The organism is Chiayiivirga flava (assembly GCF_014202825.1).
GTDB classification, from domain to species: domain Bacteria; phylum Pseudomonadota; class Gammaproteobacteria; order Xanthomonadales; family Xanthomonadaceae; genus Chiayiivirga; species Chiayiivirga flava.
Genome location: NZ_JACHHP010000001.1, coordinates 259,525 through 276,241, shown reverse-complemented (window position 1 = coordinate 276,241; position 16,717 = coordinate 259,525). Strand labels below are relative to the sequence as shown.

Annotated in this window: 15 protein-coding genes and 1 tRNA gene; 13 read left to right on the top strand and 3 right to left on the bottom strand. The window is 68.4% G+C overall.

The genetic code is table 11. From position 1 onward, the window contains the following. The first annotated feature begins 98 nt into the window (after window positions 1-98). The 6 genes from HNQ52_RS01190 to truB all read left to right on the top strand — a co-directional run bounded on the left by HNQ52_RS01190 (window position 99) and on the right by truB (window position 6,680). Window positions 99-175: transfer RNA gene (locus HNQ52_RS01190), tRNA-Met, on the top strand. 267 nt (window positions 176-442) lie between these two features. Then, entirely contained in the window at window positions 443-988 is a 546-nt protein-coding gene (gene rimP, locus HNQ52_RS01185) for a ribosome maturation factor RimP (protein WP_183958978.1), read from the top strand. 40 nt (window positions 989-1,028) lie between these two features. Then, complete coding sequence (gene nusA / locus HNQ52_RS01180) at window positions 1,029-2,516, top strand: transcription termination factor NusA (protein ID WP_183958976.1); 1,488 nt, start codon at window positions 1,029-1,031, stop codon at window positions 2,514-2,516. Window positions 2,517-2,632: 116 nt separating this feature from the next. Continuing rightward, window positions 2,633-5,266, top strand: a complete 2,634-nt coding sequence (gene infB / locus HNQ52_RS01175) for a translation initiation factor IF-2 (RefSeq protein ID WP_183958974.1) — start codon at window positions 2,633-2,635, stop codon at window positions 5,264-5,266. Window positions 5,267-5,392: 126 nt separating this feature from the next. Next, window positions 5,393-5,737, top strand: a complete 345-nt coding sequence (rbfA, locus tag HNQ52_RS01170) for a 30S ribosome-binding factor RbfA (RefSeq protein WP_183958972.1) — start codon at window positions 5,393-5,395, stop codon at window positions 5,735-5,737. Between the two features lie 7 nt (window positions 5,738-5,744). Further along, window positions 5,745-6,680 carry a tRNA pseudouridine(55) synthase TruB gene (truB, locus tag HNQ52_RS01165; protein ID WP_183958970.1) on the top strand — a complete coding sequence of 312 codons (936 nt, stop codon included), beginning with the start codon at window positions 5,745-5,747 and terminating at the stop codon, window positions 6,678-6,680. 49 nt (window positions 6,681-6,729) lie between these two features. Here the strand turns inward: truB and HNQ52_RS01160 are convergent, their stop codons facing one another. The 3 genes from HNQ52_RS01160 to HNQ52_RS01150 all read right to left on the bottom strand — a co-directional run bounded on the left by HNQ52_RS01160 (window position 6,730) and on the right by HNQ52_RS01150 (window position 9,905). Beyond that, a complete protein-coding gene (locus HNQ52_RS01160; protein ID WP_183958968.1) occupies window positions 6,730-7,761 on the bottom strand; it encodes a restriction endonuclease in 1,032 nt (343 codons plus the stop codon). A gap of 259 nt (window positions 7,762-8,020) precedes the next feature. Next, window positions 8,021-8,578, bottom strand: a complete 558-nt coding sequence (locus HNQ52_RS01155; protein WP_183958966.1) for a phasin family protein — start codon at window positions 8,576-8,578, stop codon at window positions 8,021-8,023. An 85-nt stretch (window positions 8,579-8,663) separates the two neighbouring features. Beyond that, window positions 8,664-9,905: a patatin-like phospholipase family protein gene (locus tag HNQ52_RS01150; protein ID WP_183958964.1), complete on the bottom strand. Its 1,242-nt coding sequence runs from the start codon at window positions 9,903-9,905 to the stop codon at window positions 8,664-8,666. A 254-nt stretch (window positions 9,906-10,159) separates the two neighbouring features. Between HNQ52_RS01150 and HNQ52_RS01145 the strand changes: the two genes are divergently transcribed. The 7 genes from HNQ52_RS01145 (at window position 10,160) to HNQ52_RS01115 (ending at window position 16,717) form a co-directional block, all read left to right on the top strand. Further along, window positions 10,160-10,504 (top strand): HesB/IscA family protein, encoded by a 345-nt coding sequence (locus tag HNQ52_RS01145; protein ID WP_183958962.1) that lies wholly within the window; start codon window positions 10,160-10,162, stop codon window positions 10,502-10,504. Window positions 10,505-10,774: 270 nt separating this feature from the next. Next, window positions 10,775-11,182, top strand: a complete 408-nt coding sequence (gene rpsF, locus HNQ52_RS01140; protein ID WP_183958960.1) for a 30S ribosomal protein S6 — start codon at window positions 10,775-10,777, stop codon at window positions 11,180-11,182. 26 nt (window positions 11,183-11,208) lie between these two features. Continuing rightward, window positions 11,209-11,436 carry a 30S ribosomal protein S18 gene (gene rpsR, locus HNQ52_RS01135; protein WP_183958958.1) on the top strand — a complete coding sequence of 76 codons (228 nt, stop codon included), beginning with the start codon at window positions 11,209-11,211 and terminating at the stop codon, window positions 11,434-11,436. Between the two features lie 160 nt (window positions 11,437-11,596). After that, window positions 11,597-12,046 (top strand): 50S ribosomal protein L9, encoded by a 450-nt coding sequence (rplI, locus tag HNQ52_RS01130; RefSeq protein ID WP_183958956.1) that lies wholly within the window; start codon window positions 11,597-11,599, stop codon window positions 12,044-12,046. Window positions 12,047-12,335: 289 nt separating this feature from the next. Beyond that, on the top strand, window positions 12,336-13,745 hold the full coding sequence (locus HNQ52_RS01125; protein WP_183958954.1) for a replicative DNA helicase: 1,410 nt from the start codon (window positions 12,336-12,338) through the stop codon (window positions 13,743-13,745). Further along, the gene (gene alr / locus HNQ52_RS01120; RefSeq protein ID WP_183958952.1) at window positions 13,742-14,821 is read left to right on the top strand and encodes an alanine racemase; all 1,080 of its coding nucleotides are present in this window, start codon (window positions 13,742-13,744) and stop codon (window positions 14,819-14,821) included. Before HNQ52_RS01125 ends, alr begins: the two co-directional genes overlap by 4 nt. A gap of 96 nt (window positions 14,822-14,917) precedes the next feature. Beyond that, a complete protein-coding gene (locus HNQ52_RS01115; RefSeq protein ID WP_183958950.1) occupies window positions 14,918-16,717 on the top strand; it encodes a diguanylate cyclase in 1,800 nt (599 codons plus the stop codon).

The window sequence follows — 16,717 nt, the reverse complement described above, 5'->3', positions numbered from 1 at the left end:
AACAAGGCGTCGCGCGACTGAGTATCCGCAATCGATGAAGCCTCGCGCGATACGCTTGCGAAAGCCACACGCGATCCTTATAATTGCGGACTCACTGCTGCGGGGTGGAGCAGTCTGGCAGCTCGTCGGGCTCATAACCCGAAGGTCGCAGGTTCAAATCCTGCCCCCGCTACCATGTTTCGGTAACGAGGATGTCTCCACGGAGAGATCCTTGTTCGGCGAAGTCCTTGCCAGAAGGACGACGCCACGGCCAGCAGGCGCCTGTCGTCGATGCGCCGGGACCGAGCAAGCGTTACCGGAAAGGGGCTTCGGCCCCTTTCTTTTTTGGTCGGGAAAGTGGGGCCTGTCGCAATCGATTGATCCACAAGCGATTGCGTCGATCATGCCCCGACTCCGCCCGCACCGTTCGGCTTGAAATGCCCGAGGACAACCAGCACATCGCATGACGCAGCTCCGCACCGATATCGAAACCCTGCTTTCCCCGGCGGTGGCCGCCCTCGGGCTGGAACTGCTCGGCGTGGAATTCAGCGCCGGCCCGGCCAGCGCGCTGCTGCGGCTCTACATCGATGCGCAGGGGCGCTATGTGACGGTCGAGGATTGCGAGGCGGTCAGCCGCGAGGTGAGCGCGCTGCTCGACGTGCACGACCCCATCGACGCGAACTACACGCTCGAAGTGTCCTCGCCCGGCATCGACCGGCCGCTGTTCCGGCCCGAGCATTTCGCCCGTTTCGTCGGTGAGCAGGTCAAGGTCACGCTCGATCTGCCGCAGGACGGCCGCCGCCGCTTCCAGGGCGCGATCGTCGGCGTCGACGGCGACACCATCACCGTGGAACAGGACGGCGCGCACGTCGCGCTGCCGCACGGCAATATCCAGAAAGCGCGCCTCGTGCCCGATTTCGAGAAACCCGCGAAGCCCGGCAAGGCGCCGCGCCGCAAACCCAAGTCTGGCGAGCCCGGTGGGGCCCGCGGCGAACCCACTCCTGATTGACCATTCGACAGGGCGAAACCCGCCCGCCGGAGCAAGAACGATGAGCAAGGACATGTTGATGGCGGTCGACGCCGCAGCGAACGAGAAAGGCGTCGCGCGCGGTGTGATCTTCGAGGCGATGGAAGCGGCGCTCGCGTCGGCGGCCAAGAAGCGCTATCCGGACCAGGACGTCGCGATGCGCGTCTCGATCAACCGCGTCAACGGCGAGTACGAGACGTTCCGTCGCTGGGAAGTGATCGCCGACGACATCGTGATGGAATCGCCCGAGCGCATGATGCGCCTGATGGACGCGCTCGACATCAAGGACGACGCCCAGATCGGCGACTTCATCGAGGAGCAGGTCGAGAACGCCGAATTCGGCCGCATCGCGGCGCAGGCGGCCAAGCAGGTCATCGTGCAGCGCGTGCGCGAGGCCGAACGCGCGCAGGTGGTGGAAGCGTACAGGGACCGCGTCGGCGAACTGCTGACCGGCATCGTCAAGCGTGTCGAACGCGGCAGCGTGTACGTGGACCTGGGCGGCAACGCCGAAGGCTACATTCCGAAGGACAAGGCCATTCCGCGCGACGTGGTGCGCCCCGGCGATCGCATCCGCGGCTACTTGCAGGACGTGCGCGAGGAAGCGCGCGGGCCGCAGCTGTTCATCAGTCGCGCCGCGCCGGAATTCATGATGGAGCTGTTCAAGCTCGAAGTGCCGGAAGTGGGCCAGGGCCTGGTCGAGATCAAGGCTGCGGCACGCGATCCGGGCGACCGCGCCAAGATCGCCGTCATCGCGCACGACCACCGCACCGATCCGATCGGTGCCTGCATCGGCATGCGCGGATCGCGCGTGCAGGCCGTGAGCAACGAGCTCAACGGCGAGCGCATCGACATCGTGCTGTGGAGCGACAATCCGGCGCAGTTCGTCATCAACGCGATGGCGCCGGCGGAAGTGCAGTCGATCATCGTCGACGAGGAGAAGCACTCGATGGACATCGCCGTGGCCGAGGACAAGCTCGCGCAGGCCATCGGCAAGGGCGGCCAGAACGTGCGCCTCGCGAGCAAGCTAAGCGGCTGGCAGCTGAACGTGATGACCCAGGCGCAGGTGGTGGCCAAGAGCGAGTCCGAACAGGCGGCCGCGCGCGTGCTGTTCACCGAAAAGCTCGAGGTCGACGAGGAGATCGCCGGCATCCTCGTGGGCGAAGGCTTCACCACGCTCGAGGAAATCGCCTACGTGCCGGCCGGCGAACTGCTGGCGGTGGAAGGGTTCGACGAGGACATCGTCGAGGAACTGCGTGCCCGCGCGCGCGACGCGCTGCTCAACGAGGCGCTCGCGGTGGAAGAGGAGCTCGAAGAGCATAAGCCGGCCGAAGACCTGCTCGGGCTCGAAGGCATGGACGAAGCGACGGCCTACGAGCTGGCGCGTCGCGGCATCGTCACGCGCGACGATCTGGCCGATCTTGCCACCGACGAAATCGCCGATGTCGAAGGCATGGACGCCGAACGCGCAGCCGCGCTGATCATGGCCGCGCGCAAGCACTGGTTCGAATGAGTCTGGCTGCCTGCGCCACGGCGCGGGCAGGCGTCACCGGGCGGGCATCGCGTCCGCACATGAATTGCTGCACCCGTCGCGCCCGGCGCGTCGGTTCTTAGAACACAGGAAGTCGCATGTCCGAAGTTACCGTACGCACCTTGGCACAGTTGGTCGGCACCCCGGTCGACAAGCTGCTCGAGCAGCTGGCCGAGGCCGGCATGACTTTCAACGGCCCCGACCAGGTCGTCACGCCCACCGAAAAGATGAAGCTGCTCGGTTTCCTGCGCCGCACTCACGGCAAGGGCGACAAGCCGGTGGAAGACGCCGCGCCCGCGCAGATCACGCTCAAGCGCCGCAAGGTGGAGGAGCTCACCGTCGCGGCCGGCAAGAACAAGACCACGGTCAACGTCGAGGTGCGCCAGAAGCGTACCTACGTCAAGCGCACCGAGGTCGAGGTGAGCGACGATCCCGAGCGCGAGGAGGCACAGCGCAAGCTGGCCGAGTCGCAGGCCCGCAACCAGGCCGAGCTCGATGCGCTCAGTGCCGGCGACCGCAAGAAGCGCGAGGATGCCGACCGCAAGGCGGCCGAAGCGGAAGCCGCGCGCGTCGCTGCCGAGCAGGCCGAGATCGACCGCAAGCGGGCCGAATCCGCCGCCGCCGCGCCAGCAGCGGACACCGAGACGCGGGCCGCACCGCCGGTACGCCAGCCCATCATCGAAACGCTCGCGCCGCCGCGTCCGCCGCGCGGCACCGACGCGCCCGCGCCGCGCCGCGAGGACGCCAAGCCCGCGCCCGCCAACAACCGCCACAGCAAGCCCGCGCGTGGCCATGTGGCCGGTCGCGAAGGCGGCGAGAGCGACAGCCGCTTCGCGCGCGGCGAACTGCATTTGTCCGATGCCGGCAGCGCACGTCGCGGCGCGAACAAGAAGAAGCTGCGTCCGCGCCAGGAAGTGAGCCGTTCGGGTTCGGCGCAGCACAGCTTCTCGCGTCCGACCGCGCCGGTCACGCGCGAAGTGGCGATCGGCGACACCATCAGCGTGGCCGATCTGGCCGTGAAACTCGCGCTCAAGGGCGGCGAGGTCGTGAAGGCACTGTTCAAGATGGGCGTGATGGCGACCATCAACCAGGTCATCGACCACGACACCGCCGTGCTGGTGGTGGAAGAACTCGGCCATCGCGCGGTGAAAGCCACCGACGACGATGCCGAGAGCGCGCTGGTCGCGCACGTCGAGGCGGTGCAGGGCGAGCGTCGCACGCGCCCGCCGGTGGTCACGATCATGGGCCACGTCGATCACGGCAAGACGTCCTTGCTCGACTACATCCGCCGCACCAAGGTGGCCTCGGGCGAAGCCGGCGGAATCACCCAGCACATCGGCGCGTACCACGTCGAAACGCCGAAGGGCGTGATTTCCTTCCTCGACACGCCCGGCCACGCCGCGTTCACGTCGATGCGCGCGCGCGGCGCCAGGCTCACCGACATCGTGGTGCTCGTGGTGGCCGCCGACGACGGCGTGATGCCGCAGACCATCGAGGCGATCCAGCACGCGCGCGCGGCCAAGGTGCCGATCGTCGTGGCGATCAACAAGATCGACAAGAGCGATGCGAATCCCGATCGCGTCAAGCAGGAACTGATCCAGCAGGAAGTGGTGTCCGAGGAATTCGGCGGCGACGTGCAGATGGTGCCGGTGTCGGCGAAGACCGGCGCGGGCATCGATGCGCTGCTCGATGCGCTGCTGCTGCAGTCCGAGTTCCTCGAACTGAGCGCCGTGTTCGAGGGCCGCGCCACCGGCGTGGTCGTGGAGTCCACGCTCGACAAGGGCCGTGGTCCCGTCGCGACCGTGCTGGTGCAGCAGGGCACGCTGAAGAAGGGCGATTTCCTCGTGTGCGGCGTGCATTACGGCCGCGTGCGCGCGCTGTTCGACGAAACCGGCAAGCAGGTCGACGAGGCCGGCCCCTCGATTCCGGTGGTCGTGCTCGGCCTGTCCGGCGTGCCGGACGCGGGCGACGATTTCACCGTGGTCGCCGACGAACGCCTCGCGAAGGATGTGGCGCAGCAGCGTGACGCCAAGCGCCGCGAGAGCCGTCTGGTCAAGGCCGCCGGCAACCGCATGGAAGACGTGATGGCGCTGATGGGGCAGGGCGAAGGCCAGGCCCAGCAGCAGCTCAATCTCGTCATCAAGGCCGACGTGCAGGGCTCGGTGGAAGCGCTGCGCCAGGCGTTGACCAGCCTGTCGAACGACATGATCCGCATCAACGTGCTGGTCTCGGGCGTGGGCGGCATCACCGAATCCGACGCCAACTCGGCCGTGACCTCGAAAGCCACGATCATCGGTTTCAACGTGCGTGCCGATGCGGCCGCGCGTCGCATCGTCGAAAACAACGGCCTGGACCTGCGCTATTTCTCGATCATCTACGACGTGATCGACCAGGTGAAGCAGGTGGCGTCCGGCCTGCTCGGCGTTGAGGTGCGCGAGGAAATCATTGGCACCGCGCAGGTGCGCGACGTGTTCCGCAGCTCCAAGTTCGGTGCGGTGGCCGGCTGCATGGTCATCGAGGGCGTGGTCAAGCGCAACAAGCCGATCCGCGTGCTGCGCGACAACACCGTCATCTTCCAGGGCGAGCTCGAATCGCTGCGCCGCTTCAAGGAAAACGTCGACGAAGTGCGCAACGGCACCGAGTGCGGCATCGGCGTCAAGCAGTACAACGACGTGAAGCCGGGCGACCAGATCGAGTGCTTCGAGCGTATCGAGGTGCAGCGGACGCTCTGACGCACGCCCTGACGCGCAGCGTCAGAGCGGTGATTCGGGATTCGAGATTCGTGATTCGCAACAGCGGGTCATGGCAGGATTCCGGATCGCGCTCTGACGAATCACCAATCACGAATAACGAATCACGTGCCCAGCCAGAAATCCTTCCACCGCACCGACCGCGTCTCCGCCCAGCTCCGCCGCGATCTGGGCGAGCTCGTGCATGCGGCCGTGCGTGAGCATGGGCTGCCGTCGGTCAGCGTGTCGGACGTGGAAGTCACGCGCGATCTTGCGCATGCCAAAGTGTTCGTCACCGCACTCGATCCGGCCACGGCCGCCGACACGCTGAAGGCGCTGAAGGCGCTGGCCAAGGAAATCCGCTACCAGCTCGGCCAGCGCGTGCGCCTGCGCATCGTGCCGGAAGTGCATTTCTTCTACGACGATTCGGTCGATCGCGGCGAACGCATCGGGAATCTGCTGCGCGACCGCTGAGGCGTCCGTGGCAACGCGTCGCTCCCGGCAATACCGCAATCCGCCCACGCGTCCCGTCGACGGCATCGTGCTGCTCGATAAGCCCGCCGGGATCAGCTCCAACAAGGCGCTGCAGCAGGTGCGCGGCCTGTTCGCCGCCGACAAGGCCGGCCACACCGGCAGTCTCGATCCACTCGCGACCGGCCTGCTGCCCATCTGTCTTGGCGAAGCGTGCAAGGTGGCCGGGGTGCTGCTGGCCGAACGCAAGGCCTACGAAACGCTGATCCGTCTGGGCGTCGACACCGACACCGACGATGCGGAAGGTACGGTGGTCGCCACGCGTCCCGTGCCGGCGCTGGACCCCGCGGCACTCGATGCGACGTTGCGCGAATTCACCGGCCGCATCGCCCAGGTGCCGCCGCGCTACTCGGCACTCAAGCGTGACGGCGAGGCGCTGTACGCGCGTGCGCGGCGCGGCGAGCTGATCCGGATCGATGCGCGCGACGTGGACGTGTTCGCCATCGACGTGCTCGCGATCGGCACCGACACACTGCGCCTTCGCATCGAATGCGGCTCCGGCACGTACATCCGCAGCCTGGCGCGCGACATCGGTGCGCGCCTGGGCTGCGGCGGGCATGTGGAAACGCTGCGGCGTCTCTGGGTGGAGCCGTTCCGGAATCCGGCCATGTTCACGCTGGAGGCGCTCGCCGAACTGGCCGCACAATCGCGCGAACGCATCGACGCGACCCTGCTGCCGATCGAGTCCGGGCTGGCTGGTTATCCGCGCTTTTCGCTCGATGCCGAGCAGGCGCACCGCGTTCGGCACGGCGTACGCATCCGGGTCGATCCCGCGCTTGCGCCGGGCGCCTACGCGGTGTCCGGTCCGGACGGCCTCGTGTTCGCGCTGGTCGAGTTTGCCGAAGACCGGCTGTTGCGCATTCAGCGTCTGCTGCATCGCGGCTGACGGCCACGCGTGCGCGGCCGCGTCGATCCGGTGCCGCAGCTGCTGCTGGTCAGCGGCACTGCCGCCAGCGCACGGTCGGAGGCTGATCCTCGACACCCGAGGCCACTTCGAGCTGCAGGCGCGTGTAGCGCTGTTCCTCGTACTGCAGCAGGACCCGGCACACGTCCGCCAGGAGGGTGTCGGGCACCGCGCCGGTCGAGGCGGGCATCGAGACCACCAGTGTGGATTTGGTGGGCCAGGAGGCGTCGTCGACGCCGGGAATGCTGCGCACTTCCATCGCGCTCGTCGCACGCCGGGTTTCTAGCTGCGCCTCGCTGAGGGTCGGATCGGGCAGGCCGGGCGCCGTGCCGGTAGCCGATGGTGCCGCGTGCGGAACCGGCGTCGCCGCGGTCGGGGCGGGCGGTACTGCCGGTGCGACCGGCCGCGGCGCCGCGGGCTGCGGCCGGTCGACAGCCGCGTCCGGTGTCGATCCAAGCCCGCTCGCGGCAGCCCACGCGAGCGCGCCGGCGAGCAACGCGGCGCCGACGGCGATCCACAGCCGCCGGCTGCGCATGCGGCGGGCGCTGGCCTCGGCCTCGTCGCGGATATCGTACGGCAGCAGGTGCCTGATCTGGCGCCACAGCGCATGCCCGGCGATCACCTCGATGCCGCGCGAGCGCGCGAGGTCGAGCGTGGCGACATCGGCCCGTCCGCAGGCGATGATCAGGGCGCCTTCCGCGTCTTCGTGCTGCATCGTGCGCTGCAGGTCGGTGACGTTCTGCGGCGTGACCTGCTGCCCGCCGGCGTTCTTGCAGATCACCAGGTAGCTGCTGGTGCCGCGTTCGAGCAGCAGGTCGAATCCGCCATCGCCGAGCTTGCGCTCGCTGGTGCTGCGCTGCAGGCCGCGTTCGCCGAGGAAGCTGCCCACGAGGGTGGCGAAGTCCTGCCACTTCATCGCGCAGAGCGCGGCAAGCCCGACATCGGCCTCGAACACGTGGCGGCGCAGCGCGCCGGTCGCATAGACCGTCGCCACGCCGACGATGAGCGCCACGATCGCCGCCAGGGCCGGTGGCGAGGTCAGCAAGCCTGCAATCGTGGCCATGTCTGCGTCCGAACGGTTGGATCCCCGGCGCGGATCATAGCCCGCGCTTGCAGAATGCGCGCGTCGGCCGGCGGCGATTGCGACGGTGTTCGCGCTTCGTGCGCCACGGTGGACGCGGGCGTGGAGGCAAGGCCGCAAAAAAGAGAAGCCCACCAGCCGAAAGCCGTAGGGGAGGGAGCTGCGGCGTTTCTGATGGCTGGCGGGCTTCAGGCGTGCGTCGCGGGCCGTGCCCGCGACGCGTCGTCCGGGGGAAGACGGATCAGTCGGTGAGGTCCTTGATTGCCTTGCGCTTGGCGGGCGCGCGCGCCGCGCGCTTCGTCGTCTTGGATGCCTGCGGTGCCTTCTTTGCGGCGCGCGCGGGTGCCTTCTTCGCGGCCGGCCTTGCGGCGGCGGGCGTCGCGTTGCCGAGCTTGCGCAATTCCGCGTTGAGTTCGTCCACGCGTGCGATCAGCGCCTGCAGGTCGTTGCGGTCGGGCACGCCCAGGCGCACGAGCGCGCGCTGCACGCGGTCCTCGAACACTTTTTCGAGCTTGTCCCAGGTGTCGGCCGCACGTTCCTTGACCGCACCGACGCGGTGCTCCACCGCATCGCGCACCGCGTCGACCTTGCCGCCGGCAAGCTTGCGCGTCTTCATTTCCAGGCCGCTGCCTTCCTTGACCAGTGATTCGAACAGCCTGGAGCCTTCTTCCTGCGCGCGGCCGAAGGCGCCCATGCCGGCGTGCCAGATCTGCTGGGCAGAATCCATGATGGATCGCGGCAGGCCCTCGCCGAGTGTCGGCGCGGTCTTCTTCTTGGCGCTGGATTTGAGCTTTGCCATGGAACGTCCTCCCGGGATGCGCGGCCCTGCGTGTGGAACCGCTTGCGAGACGGTCAATCTAGGCGCCGCGCCTAGAATAATCACACTATCCGCGCTCCGCGCGGCGTTGCCTCACCAGCGCGGCGACGTCGTCGAGCGCGCGCCGCAGCGAGGCGGTGGCGTCGGTCTGGCGGTAGGCCGGTTCGCCCAGGCCCGCGGTCAGCGAACGCGCGGGGTCGTCGAGCACCTCGACGCGAAGGCGCAGGCCATGCCTGGCAAACACGGGCGCAAGCTCCGCGCGCCGTGCCGAGAGATCGTCGAGCGTGTTGCGGTAGGCGTGTTCGCACAGATGCTGGCGCGCCGAATAGCTGAAGATGTTGGTGAAGAACATCTCGCCATCGGACGGATTGGGCTCGAACACCAGCTGGTCGACATCGTCGTACTGCTGCGCGTGGCGCGTCATGCCCACCTGCATGCGCGACTGCAGCAGGGTGCGGAAGGTCTGCGACAGCACCATCGGCAGGCCGCCGCGGCTGAGGTTGTCGTATTTGCCTTTCGCGCCGCGCCGGGCGGACGCGTTGTCGATCGGCACCAGCGGATTGAGGCCGATGAACAGGTCGACACCGCTGTCGAACGCCACCGAGGCGTGCATGGTCCGGCGCAGCGCGCCGTCGACGAACTGGCGGCCGCGGATGTCGACCGGCGGATACAGTGCCGGCAGCGCGGCGCTGGCCTGGACGGCACGCGAGATCGGCACGTCGTCCCAGCCCTCGCTGCCGAAACGCACGGCTTCGCCGCTGTCGATGTCCACCGCCACCACGTACAGCTTGCGCTTGAGCTCGCGGAAATCGTTGGTGCGACCGTGGCGGCTGTAGGCATCGCGCAGGAAACGCTCGACCGCGGCGTTGTCGAACAGCCCGGTGGGCACCAGGTCGCCGAAGCGCTGCATCGCATCGCTGATCCCGATACTGCGCGGGTGCAGCAGCAGATCGCGCCACCAGCCCAGCAGCACGCGCGGCATCGCGGCCATGCGTTTGCCGTATTCGGCAAAGGCCGGGCGCAGGAACGCTTCCGGACGGAACGGGACGTCGTCCGGGTCGCCTGTGATGAAGATCCGGCACATCTGTTCGGTGCTGATGCGGTTGGCCAGACCCGCGGCGAGGAAGGCACCGGAGCTGACGCCGACGTAGACCGCCAGATCGTTGAGATCCAGACCCTCGATGGCCTCGTCCAGCGCCCGCAGCGCGCCCAGCTCGTACATGCCGCCGATCGGCCCGCCACCGGCGATCGCAAGCCCGATCTTGCCGCGGCTCGCGCGCGGTCGGGTGCTGGGTTGGAATAGGAGCATCGTCTTGGCAAACAGCTGCGGAGCGTCGGATTCTAGCGTCGGTACGTTCGAGTCGACCAACCAATCCGGCGTGCTCGATTGCGACCATCGTCGCATGGCGGATCGCGCGGCCGAGGCCGCGGTCGTTTATCGCGCCGGGTTGCCATCCATCATCCGGTGCGCCGGCTTCGCGGACACCGCGCAGGCGCGCAAGATTGGGGCTGCTCGAGCCTCTCTTCAGCGTCCGGAACACCGGAAGCCCCTATACTTCGAGTATGGCCATTCGTCTGACCCCCACCGCCCTCGACCGCGCGCGCCGCTTCCTCGCGGCCAGCCCCGCCAGCGTGGGCCTGCGTTTCGGCGTCAGGAAGACCGGCTGCTCCGGCTGGGGTTACGAAATCGATGTCGCCAACATCAAGCATCCGGACGACACCGTATTCGAGCAGGACGGCATCGCCGTGCTCGTGAATCCGCAAAGCCTGCCGCTGGTCGACGGCACGCAGATCGATTTCGTGCGCAAGGGCCTGAATCAGGAATTCGTGTTCGACAACCCGAACGCCGCCGCGGCCTGCGGCTGCGGCGAGAGCTTCACCACGGTGGACAAGCCGCTGCCGGGCTGAGTCGGCGACTCTGCGCTCGATCCCGCGACAGCCTCGCCGCAGCGTCGAACCCTGCGACCGTAGTCCTCCTTGCAGCGGGCAGGCGGCGTGCGACCCGAGGCCGACCCCGGCACCGTCGCGCCCGATTGCGCCAGGCCACTGATCCGACTACACTTGCCGGCTCTCGACCGATATCCGGTCGGGACCCCTTGCCTCACCGCTGGCGCCCTTGCCATCGCGGGAGGCTGCGCGACGGCCTGCGTGCCGTCCGTCATCCACAAGGAATCATCCATGCGTCACTATGAAATCGTGTTCCTGGTCCACCCGGACCAGAGCGAGCAGGTGCCCAACATGATCGAGCGTTACAAGACGCTGATCGAGGGCGACAACGGCAAGATCCACCGTCTGGAAGACTGGGGCCGCCGCCAGCTTGCGTATCCGATCGAGAATCTGGTCAAGGCGCACTACGTGATGCTCAACATCGAGTGCTCCAAGACCGTGCTCGAAGAACTGGTCTCCGGCTTCCGTTTCAACGACGCCGTGCTGCGCCACCTCGTGATCGCGCGTGACGAAGCCGTCACCGAGCAGTCGCTGATCATGAAGACCAAGGACGAGAAGCCCGAACGCCGTCGCCGCGACGACGACGAAGGTGGCAGCAACGCCCCCGCCGTCGAAGCCACCGCCGACGAAGCCGCCTGAGCCCTCGACCCTTTCGGAGCACACCCATGTCCAAGTTCTTCCGCCGCCGCAAGTTCTGCAAGTTCACCGCCGAGGGCGTGGTCGAGATCGACTACAAGGATCTCGCCACCCTGCGCCAGTACATCACCGAAACCGGCAAGATCGTCCCGAGCCGCATCACGGGCACGAAGTCGCGCTACCAGCGCCAGCTGCAGGCCGCCGTCAAGCGCGCCCGCTTCCTCGCGCTGCTGCCGTACTGCGACAGCCACTTCTGATCTGCCGCTCCGCGCTTAGCCGCGGAGCCGGCGCCGGAAGATGTTTTCCTCCGATGTGCCGCCGCTGCGGCACATCGTTTTTCGTCCGTTCGGACAGCCACGAGTTGCGGTCGCGCCGGTATTCCCACCGGCCGGACGCTAACGAACCCGGAGTCAACCCATGCAACTGATCCTCCTGCAGAAAGTCACCAACCTCGGCAGCCTCGGCGACAAGGTCAACGTGAAGCCCGGCTACGGCCGCAACTTCCTCGTGCCGCAGGGCAAGGCCGTGCCGGCCACCGCTGCCAACGTGGAGCAGTTCGAAGCCCGCCGCGCCGAATACGAGGCCAAGGCCGCCGCGCTGCTGTCGGATGCCGACGGCCGCCGCGCCCGTTTCGCCGATGCCTCGGTGACGATCAAGGCCAACGCCTCCACCGAAGGCAAGCTGTACGGTTCGGTCGGCCCGCGCGATATCGCCGAGGCCTTCACCGCTGCCGGCCTGCCGCTGAACAAGTCCGAAGTCATCATGGGCGAAGGCGCCCTGCGCCGCACCGGCGAATTCGAAGTGCTGCTGCACCTGCACGCCGACGTCGAGACCAAGGTCAAGGTGATCGTCGAACCGGAAGCCTGATCGGCCAGGATTCTGCACGCGACAGTGTCGAACGACGGGCGCCGCAGGGCGCCCGTCGTCGTTTCGAGCCCGTCGAACTTCCCCGCGACGGGAGCGCGGCACGCCGCAACAGCAGGCCAAGGCGGGCACCGCCCCCGAATCGCCTCATTGCGTCGGTGCGGCGCCCGTCGCGGCTGCTGAGATGCACACGCGTTATCCACAGGTTGGTCACAGACCTGTGCATAACGTCTCCGTGCCGAGGCCCCGTATGATCCCGCGACTCACCGCCACAGTTCCCGATCGAAATCCCATGGCCGTCGTCTTCCCCGGGCGCAAACCCGACCGTTCCGAGCGTCCCGATGCGCGCGTCGATGCGCTGCGCATCCCGCCGCATTCCATCGAGGCCGAGCAGGCCGTGCTCGGCGGCCTCATGCTGTCGACCGAATCGTGGGACAGGATCGCCGACAAGATCACCGAGGAAGATTTCTACCGGCGCGACCACCAGCTGATCTTCCGCGCCATCGGTCAGCTCGCCGAGCAGAGCAAGGCGTGCGATGCGATCACACTGGGCGAGTGGTTCGAGTCGCAGAACCTGGCCGAGCAGGTGGGCGGCAGCGCGTACGTGATCGAGCTCGCCAGCACCACGCCGAGCGCGGCCAACATCGCCGCGTATGCCGAGATCGTGCGCGAGAAATCGATCCTCCGGCAGCTCATCGACGTGGGCACCAACATCGCCAACGACGCCTTCAACCCGGAGGGCCGCAGCAGCCGCGAGGTGCTGGAGGTGGCCGAGCAGTCGGTGTTCCACATCGCCGAGGCCGGCATGCGCGGGCGGCAGGGGTTCGTCGCGATGCGCAGCGCGGTGAAGGATGCCTTCCGCATCCTGCAGGAGCGCTACGAGAACAAGGGCGCGATCACCGGGCTGCCGACCGGCTTCCTCGATTTCGACAAGATCACCGCCGGCCTGCAGCCGTCCGACCTCATCATCCTCGCCGCGCGTCCGGCCATGGGCAAGACCTCGCTCGCGCTCAACATGGGCGAGTACGCGGCGATCAAGACCAAGAAGCCGGTCGCGGTGTTCTCGATGGAAATGTCGGCCTCGCAGCTGGCGTTCCGCCTGATTTCCTCGCTCGGCCGCGTCAACCAGCAGAACCTGCGCACCGGCCAGCTCGAGGACGAGGACTGGAGCAAGGTCAGCCATGCGATCACGCTGCTGGCCGAGGCCAAGATCTTCATCGACGACACGCCCGCGCTCTCGCCCACGGAGCTGCGCTCGCGCGCGCGTCGTCTCGCGCGCGAGCACGGGCTCGGGCTCATCGTCATCGACTACCTGCAGCTGATGCAGGTGCCGGGCAACAAGGAGAACCGCGCCACGGAAATCTCCGAGATCTCGCGCTCGCTCAAGGCCCTGGCGAAGGAGCTCAACATTCCGGTGATCGCACTCTCGCAGCTCAACCGCGGCCTCGAAAGCCGCACCGACAAGCGCCCGGTGATGGCCGACCTGCGCGAATCGGGGGCCATCGAGCAGGACGCCGACATCATCCTGTTCATCTACCGCGACGAGTACTACAACCCCGATTCGGCCGACAAGGGCCTGGCCGAGGTCATCATCGGCAAGCACCGCAACGGCCCCACGGGCATGGTGAAACTCGCCTTCCACGGCCAGTACACGCGCTTCGACAACTTCGCGTCCGAGGCCTACAGCGGATCGTTCGAATGAGTCGCGCCGCCAGCGCGACCATCCACATCGATGCGTTGCGCCACAACCTGGGCGTCGTGCGCCGGCGTGCACCCGCGAGCCGCGTGCTCGCGGTGGTGAAAGCGGACGGTTACGGCCACGGGCTCGAGCGCGTCGCGCATGCGCTCGAAGGCGCGGACGGTTTTGGCGTGGCGGCGCTGGCCGATGCCGAGCGCCTGCGCGCGGCCGGCCTGAGCCAGCGCATCGTGCTGCTGTCGGGTTTCGACGAGCCGGCCGACCTGCCGGCGCTGCGCCGGCTCGCGGTCGAAACGGTGGTCCATCACGACAGCCAGCTCGACATGCTTGCCGCCGAACGCGATGCGCTGCCGCCGCTGCGCGTGTGGCTCAAGCTCGACAGCGGCATGCATCGGCTGGGGTTTGCGCCCGAGCGCGCGGTCGAAGTGCACGCGCGCCTGCGTGCATTGCCGAACGTCGACAACGAGATCGTGCTGATGACGCATTTCGCCGCGTCCGATGAGTTCGCATCCTCGCGCACGCCGGAACAGCAGGCCGCGTTCGAGCACGCCGTCGACGGCCTGCCCGGGCTACGCTCGCTCGCCAATTCGGCCGCGGTGCTCGGCTGGCCCGCGACGCACGCGGACTGGATCCGACCGGGCGGCGCGCTGTACGGCCTGTCGGCGGTCGACGGCAAAAGCGGAGTGGATCTGGGCCTGCAGCCGGCGATGACGCTGTCGACGCGTCTGGTCGCGATCAACCGCGTGGCGCGCGGCGAACGCGTCGGCTACGGCGGCACGTTCGCGTGCCCGGACGACATGCCGATCGGCGTCGCCGCGATCGGTTACGGCGACGGCTACCCGCGCAGCGCGCCGAGCGGCACGCCGGTGCTGGTGAACGGGCAGCGCGCGCCGATCGTCGGTCGCGTGTCGATGGATTTGCTCGCGATCGATCTGCGCGCGCTGCCCGACGCACGCGTCGGCGACCCGGTGGTGCTGTGGGGACGCGGCCTGCCGATCGAGGAGATCGCCGCGTCCGCCGGCACCATCGGCTACGAACTGGCCTGCGGCATCACGCGCCGCGTTCGCTTCGTCGAAGACTGACGTCCGCTGCCCGAAGCCGCCCCGGGCTCACCGCGCCGCGCGATGAGGTACCCTGCGCCGCAGGGGCGGATGGGGGTCCGCGACACGGGTTGCAGCATGACGTTCGCACGGTGGAGCGTGGCGACTGCCACGTGGCTGATCGCGCTGGCCGCAGTGGCCGACACCGTGCCGTTCGATCTGCAGGCCTATCGCCTGCTCGCGGCCAGCGATCGCGCCGCCGGCATCGCACAGGGCCGTGCCGCACTCGATGCGGGCGTGTTCGGCGACGACACCGCCGGCGAGCGGCAGCTGCTCTGGTACATGGGTGGTGCGGCCGTCGGCATGCCCGATGACGTGGCGCTCGGCGAGGTGGTGCTGCGGCTGCAGAGCCTCGGCGCCGCGCGCAGCGATGCGGTGGCGCTGGCCTACGCCGATTTCCTGCGCGGCGCACGCATGATCGACCTGGGCGACAGCGGCGAAGGGCTTGCGACCACGCTGCGCGGCGCCAACCGCATCGAGGAAAGCGACGATCCGCAACTGCGCGCCACCGCGGCATCCGAACTGTGCCGGGCGTTCAGTGCGGTCGACAAGTCGGACCAGGCGCTGGCCCACTGCCGGCGCTACACCTCCATCGTGCGTCCGCTCGGCGACAGCGCCGTCATCGCGCGCGCCGAATACCTCGAAGCGGTGGTGCTCAGCCGGCTCGACCGGCCCGCGGAGGCGATCCCGCTGTGGCAATCGGCGCGCGAGCGCTTCCTCGCGCGCGGCCTCGGCGTGCTGGCCGACCGCGCCGCGGGGGCGCTGGCCAGCGACCTCATCAGCGTCGGTCGCGGCGACGACGCGCTGGCGCTCGCCCGCGTGGCCGAACGGGCAGGGCGCGACGGCGGCAACCCGATCAGCACCTACTTCGCGCAGGGGGTCGCGGCACGCGCGCTGCTGGCGCTCGGACGCGGCGAAGAGGGCGCGTCCGAAGTCGCGACGGCCATCGAGGGAACGCGCGCGCTCAACCAGCCGACCGTGCTGGCGGAACTGCTGTCGGTGCAGGTGCAGCTTGCCGAGGCCGCGGGCGACGCTGCGCTGGCGCAGCGTGCGCAGGCGGAAATCGAATCGCTCTCGACCGAGCCGATTTCCGACGCGCAGGGCGCCACCATCGCAATGCTGGAACAGCGGTACGTGGCGCGCGAGCAGGCGCTGCGCATCCGTGAACTGGAGCAACAGAACGAACACAAGGCCGTGGCGCTGGAACAGAGCCGCGCCGAGGCGCAGCGGCGCGCCGAGGCCCTGCGCGACCAGCGGCTGATCCTCGTGCTGGCCGTGCTGGGCTGCGTGGCGCTGGTGGTCGCGCTTGCGTCGATGCTGTTGCTGTGGCGCTCGCAGCGGCGCGTCGCCGCCGGCCTGCGTGCACACGCCTATCGCGACGCGTTGACCGGCCTCGACAACCGGCGTGCGCTGTTCGAGGCGATCGACGCGGTGCTCGCAACGCCGGATGCGGCGACGGCCGGACATTGCCTGATCCTCGTCGACGTCGACCGCTTCAAGGCGATCAACGACCGCGGCGGACATCCGTTCGGCGACCAGGTGCTGGTCGGCATCGCGGGGGCGCTGCGTGCGGTGGCCGGCACGCGCGCACAGGTCTGCCGGCTCGGCGGCGAAGAATTCGCGCTGTTGTGTCCGCGTCTTGGCATCGATGCTGCCTGCGCGCTGGCCGAAGCCGCACGCGACGCGGTGCGGGCCCTGCGCTTCGACCTCGACGGCGGCGTGGAAACCGTGAGCGTCAGTCTCGGCGTCGCACCGCTCGACCGCTGCGCGAGCCCCGACGCGACCACGTGGATGCAATGCGCCGACCGCGCGCTGTACGAAGCCAAGAGCGGCGGTCGCGACCGCGTGGTGGTGGCGGCCGAACCTGCCTTGCCGTGA

Excerpts from the sequence above, each read along its gene's own strand:
- HNQ52_RS01125 (WP_183958954.1), top strand. The coding sequence starts at position 12,336 with ATGGCCGTCGTCTTCCCCGGGCGCAAACCCGACCGTTCCGAGCGTCCC.
- HNQ52_RS01150 (WP_183958964.1), bottom strand. The coding sequence starts at position 9,905 with ATGCTCCTATTCCAACCCAGCACCCGACCGCGCGCGAGCCGCGGCAAG.
- rimP (WP_183958978.1), top strand. The coding sequence starts at position 443 with ATGACGCAGCTCCGCACCGATATCGAAACCCTGCTTTCCCCGGCGGTG.
- infB (WP_183958974.1), top strand. The coding sequence starts at position 2,633 with ATGTCCGAAGTTACCGTACGCACCTTGGCACAGTTGGTCGGCACCCCG.
- rpsF (WP_183958960.1), top strand. The coding sequence starts at position 10,775 with ATGCGTCACTATGAAATCGTGTTCCTGGTCCACCCGGACCAGAGCGAG.
- HNQ52_RS01160 (WP_183958968.1), bottom strand. The coding sequence starts at position 7,761 with ATGGCCACGATTGCAGGCTTGCTGACCTCGCCACCGGCCCTGGCGGCG.
- rplI (WP_183958956.1), top strand. The coding sequence starts at position 11,597 with ATGCAACTGATCCTCCTGCAGAAAGTCACCAACCTCGGCAGCCTCGGC.
- nusA (WP_183958976.1), top strand. The coding sequence starts at position 1,029 with ATGAGCAAGGACATGTTGATGGCGGTCGACGCCGCAGCGAACGAGAAA.
- HNQ52_RS01145 (WP_183958962.1), top strand. The coding sequence starts at position 10,160 with ATGGCCATTCGTCTGACCCCCACCGCCCTCGACCGCGCGCGCCGCTTC.
- HNQ52_RS01155 (WP_183958966.1), bottom strand. The coding sequence starts at position 8,578 with ATGGCAAAGCTCAAATCCAGCGCCAAGAAGAAGACCGCGCCGACACTC.
- HNQ52_RS01115 (WP_183958950.1), top strand. The coding sequence starts at position 14,918 with ATGACGTTCGCACGGTGGAGCGTGGCGACTGCCACGTGGCTGATCGCG.
- rpsR (WP_183958958.1), top strand. The coding sequence starts at position 11,209 with ATGTCCAAGTTCTTCCGCCGCCGCAAGTTCTGCAAGTTCACCGCCGAG.
- alr (WP_183958952.1), top strand. The coding sequence starts at position 13,742 with ATGAGTCGCGCCGCCAGCGCGACCATCCACATCGATGCGTTGCGCCAC.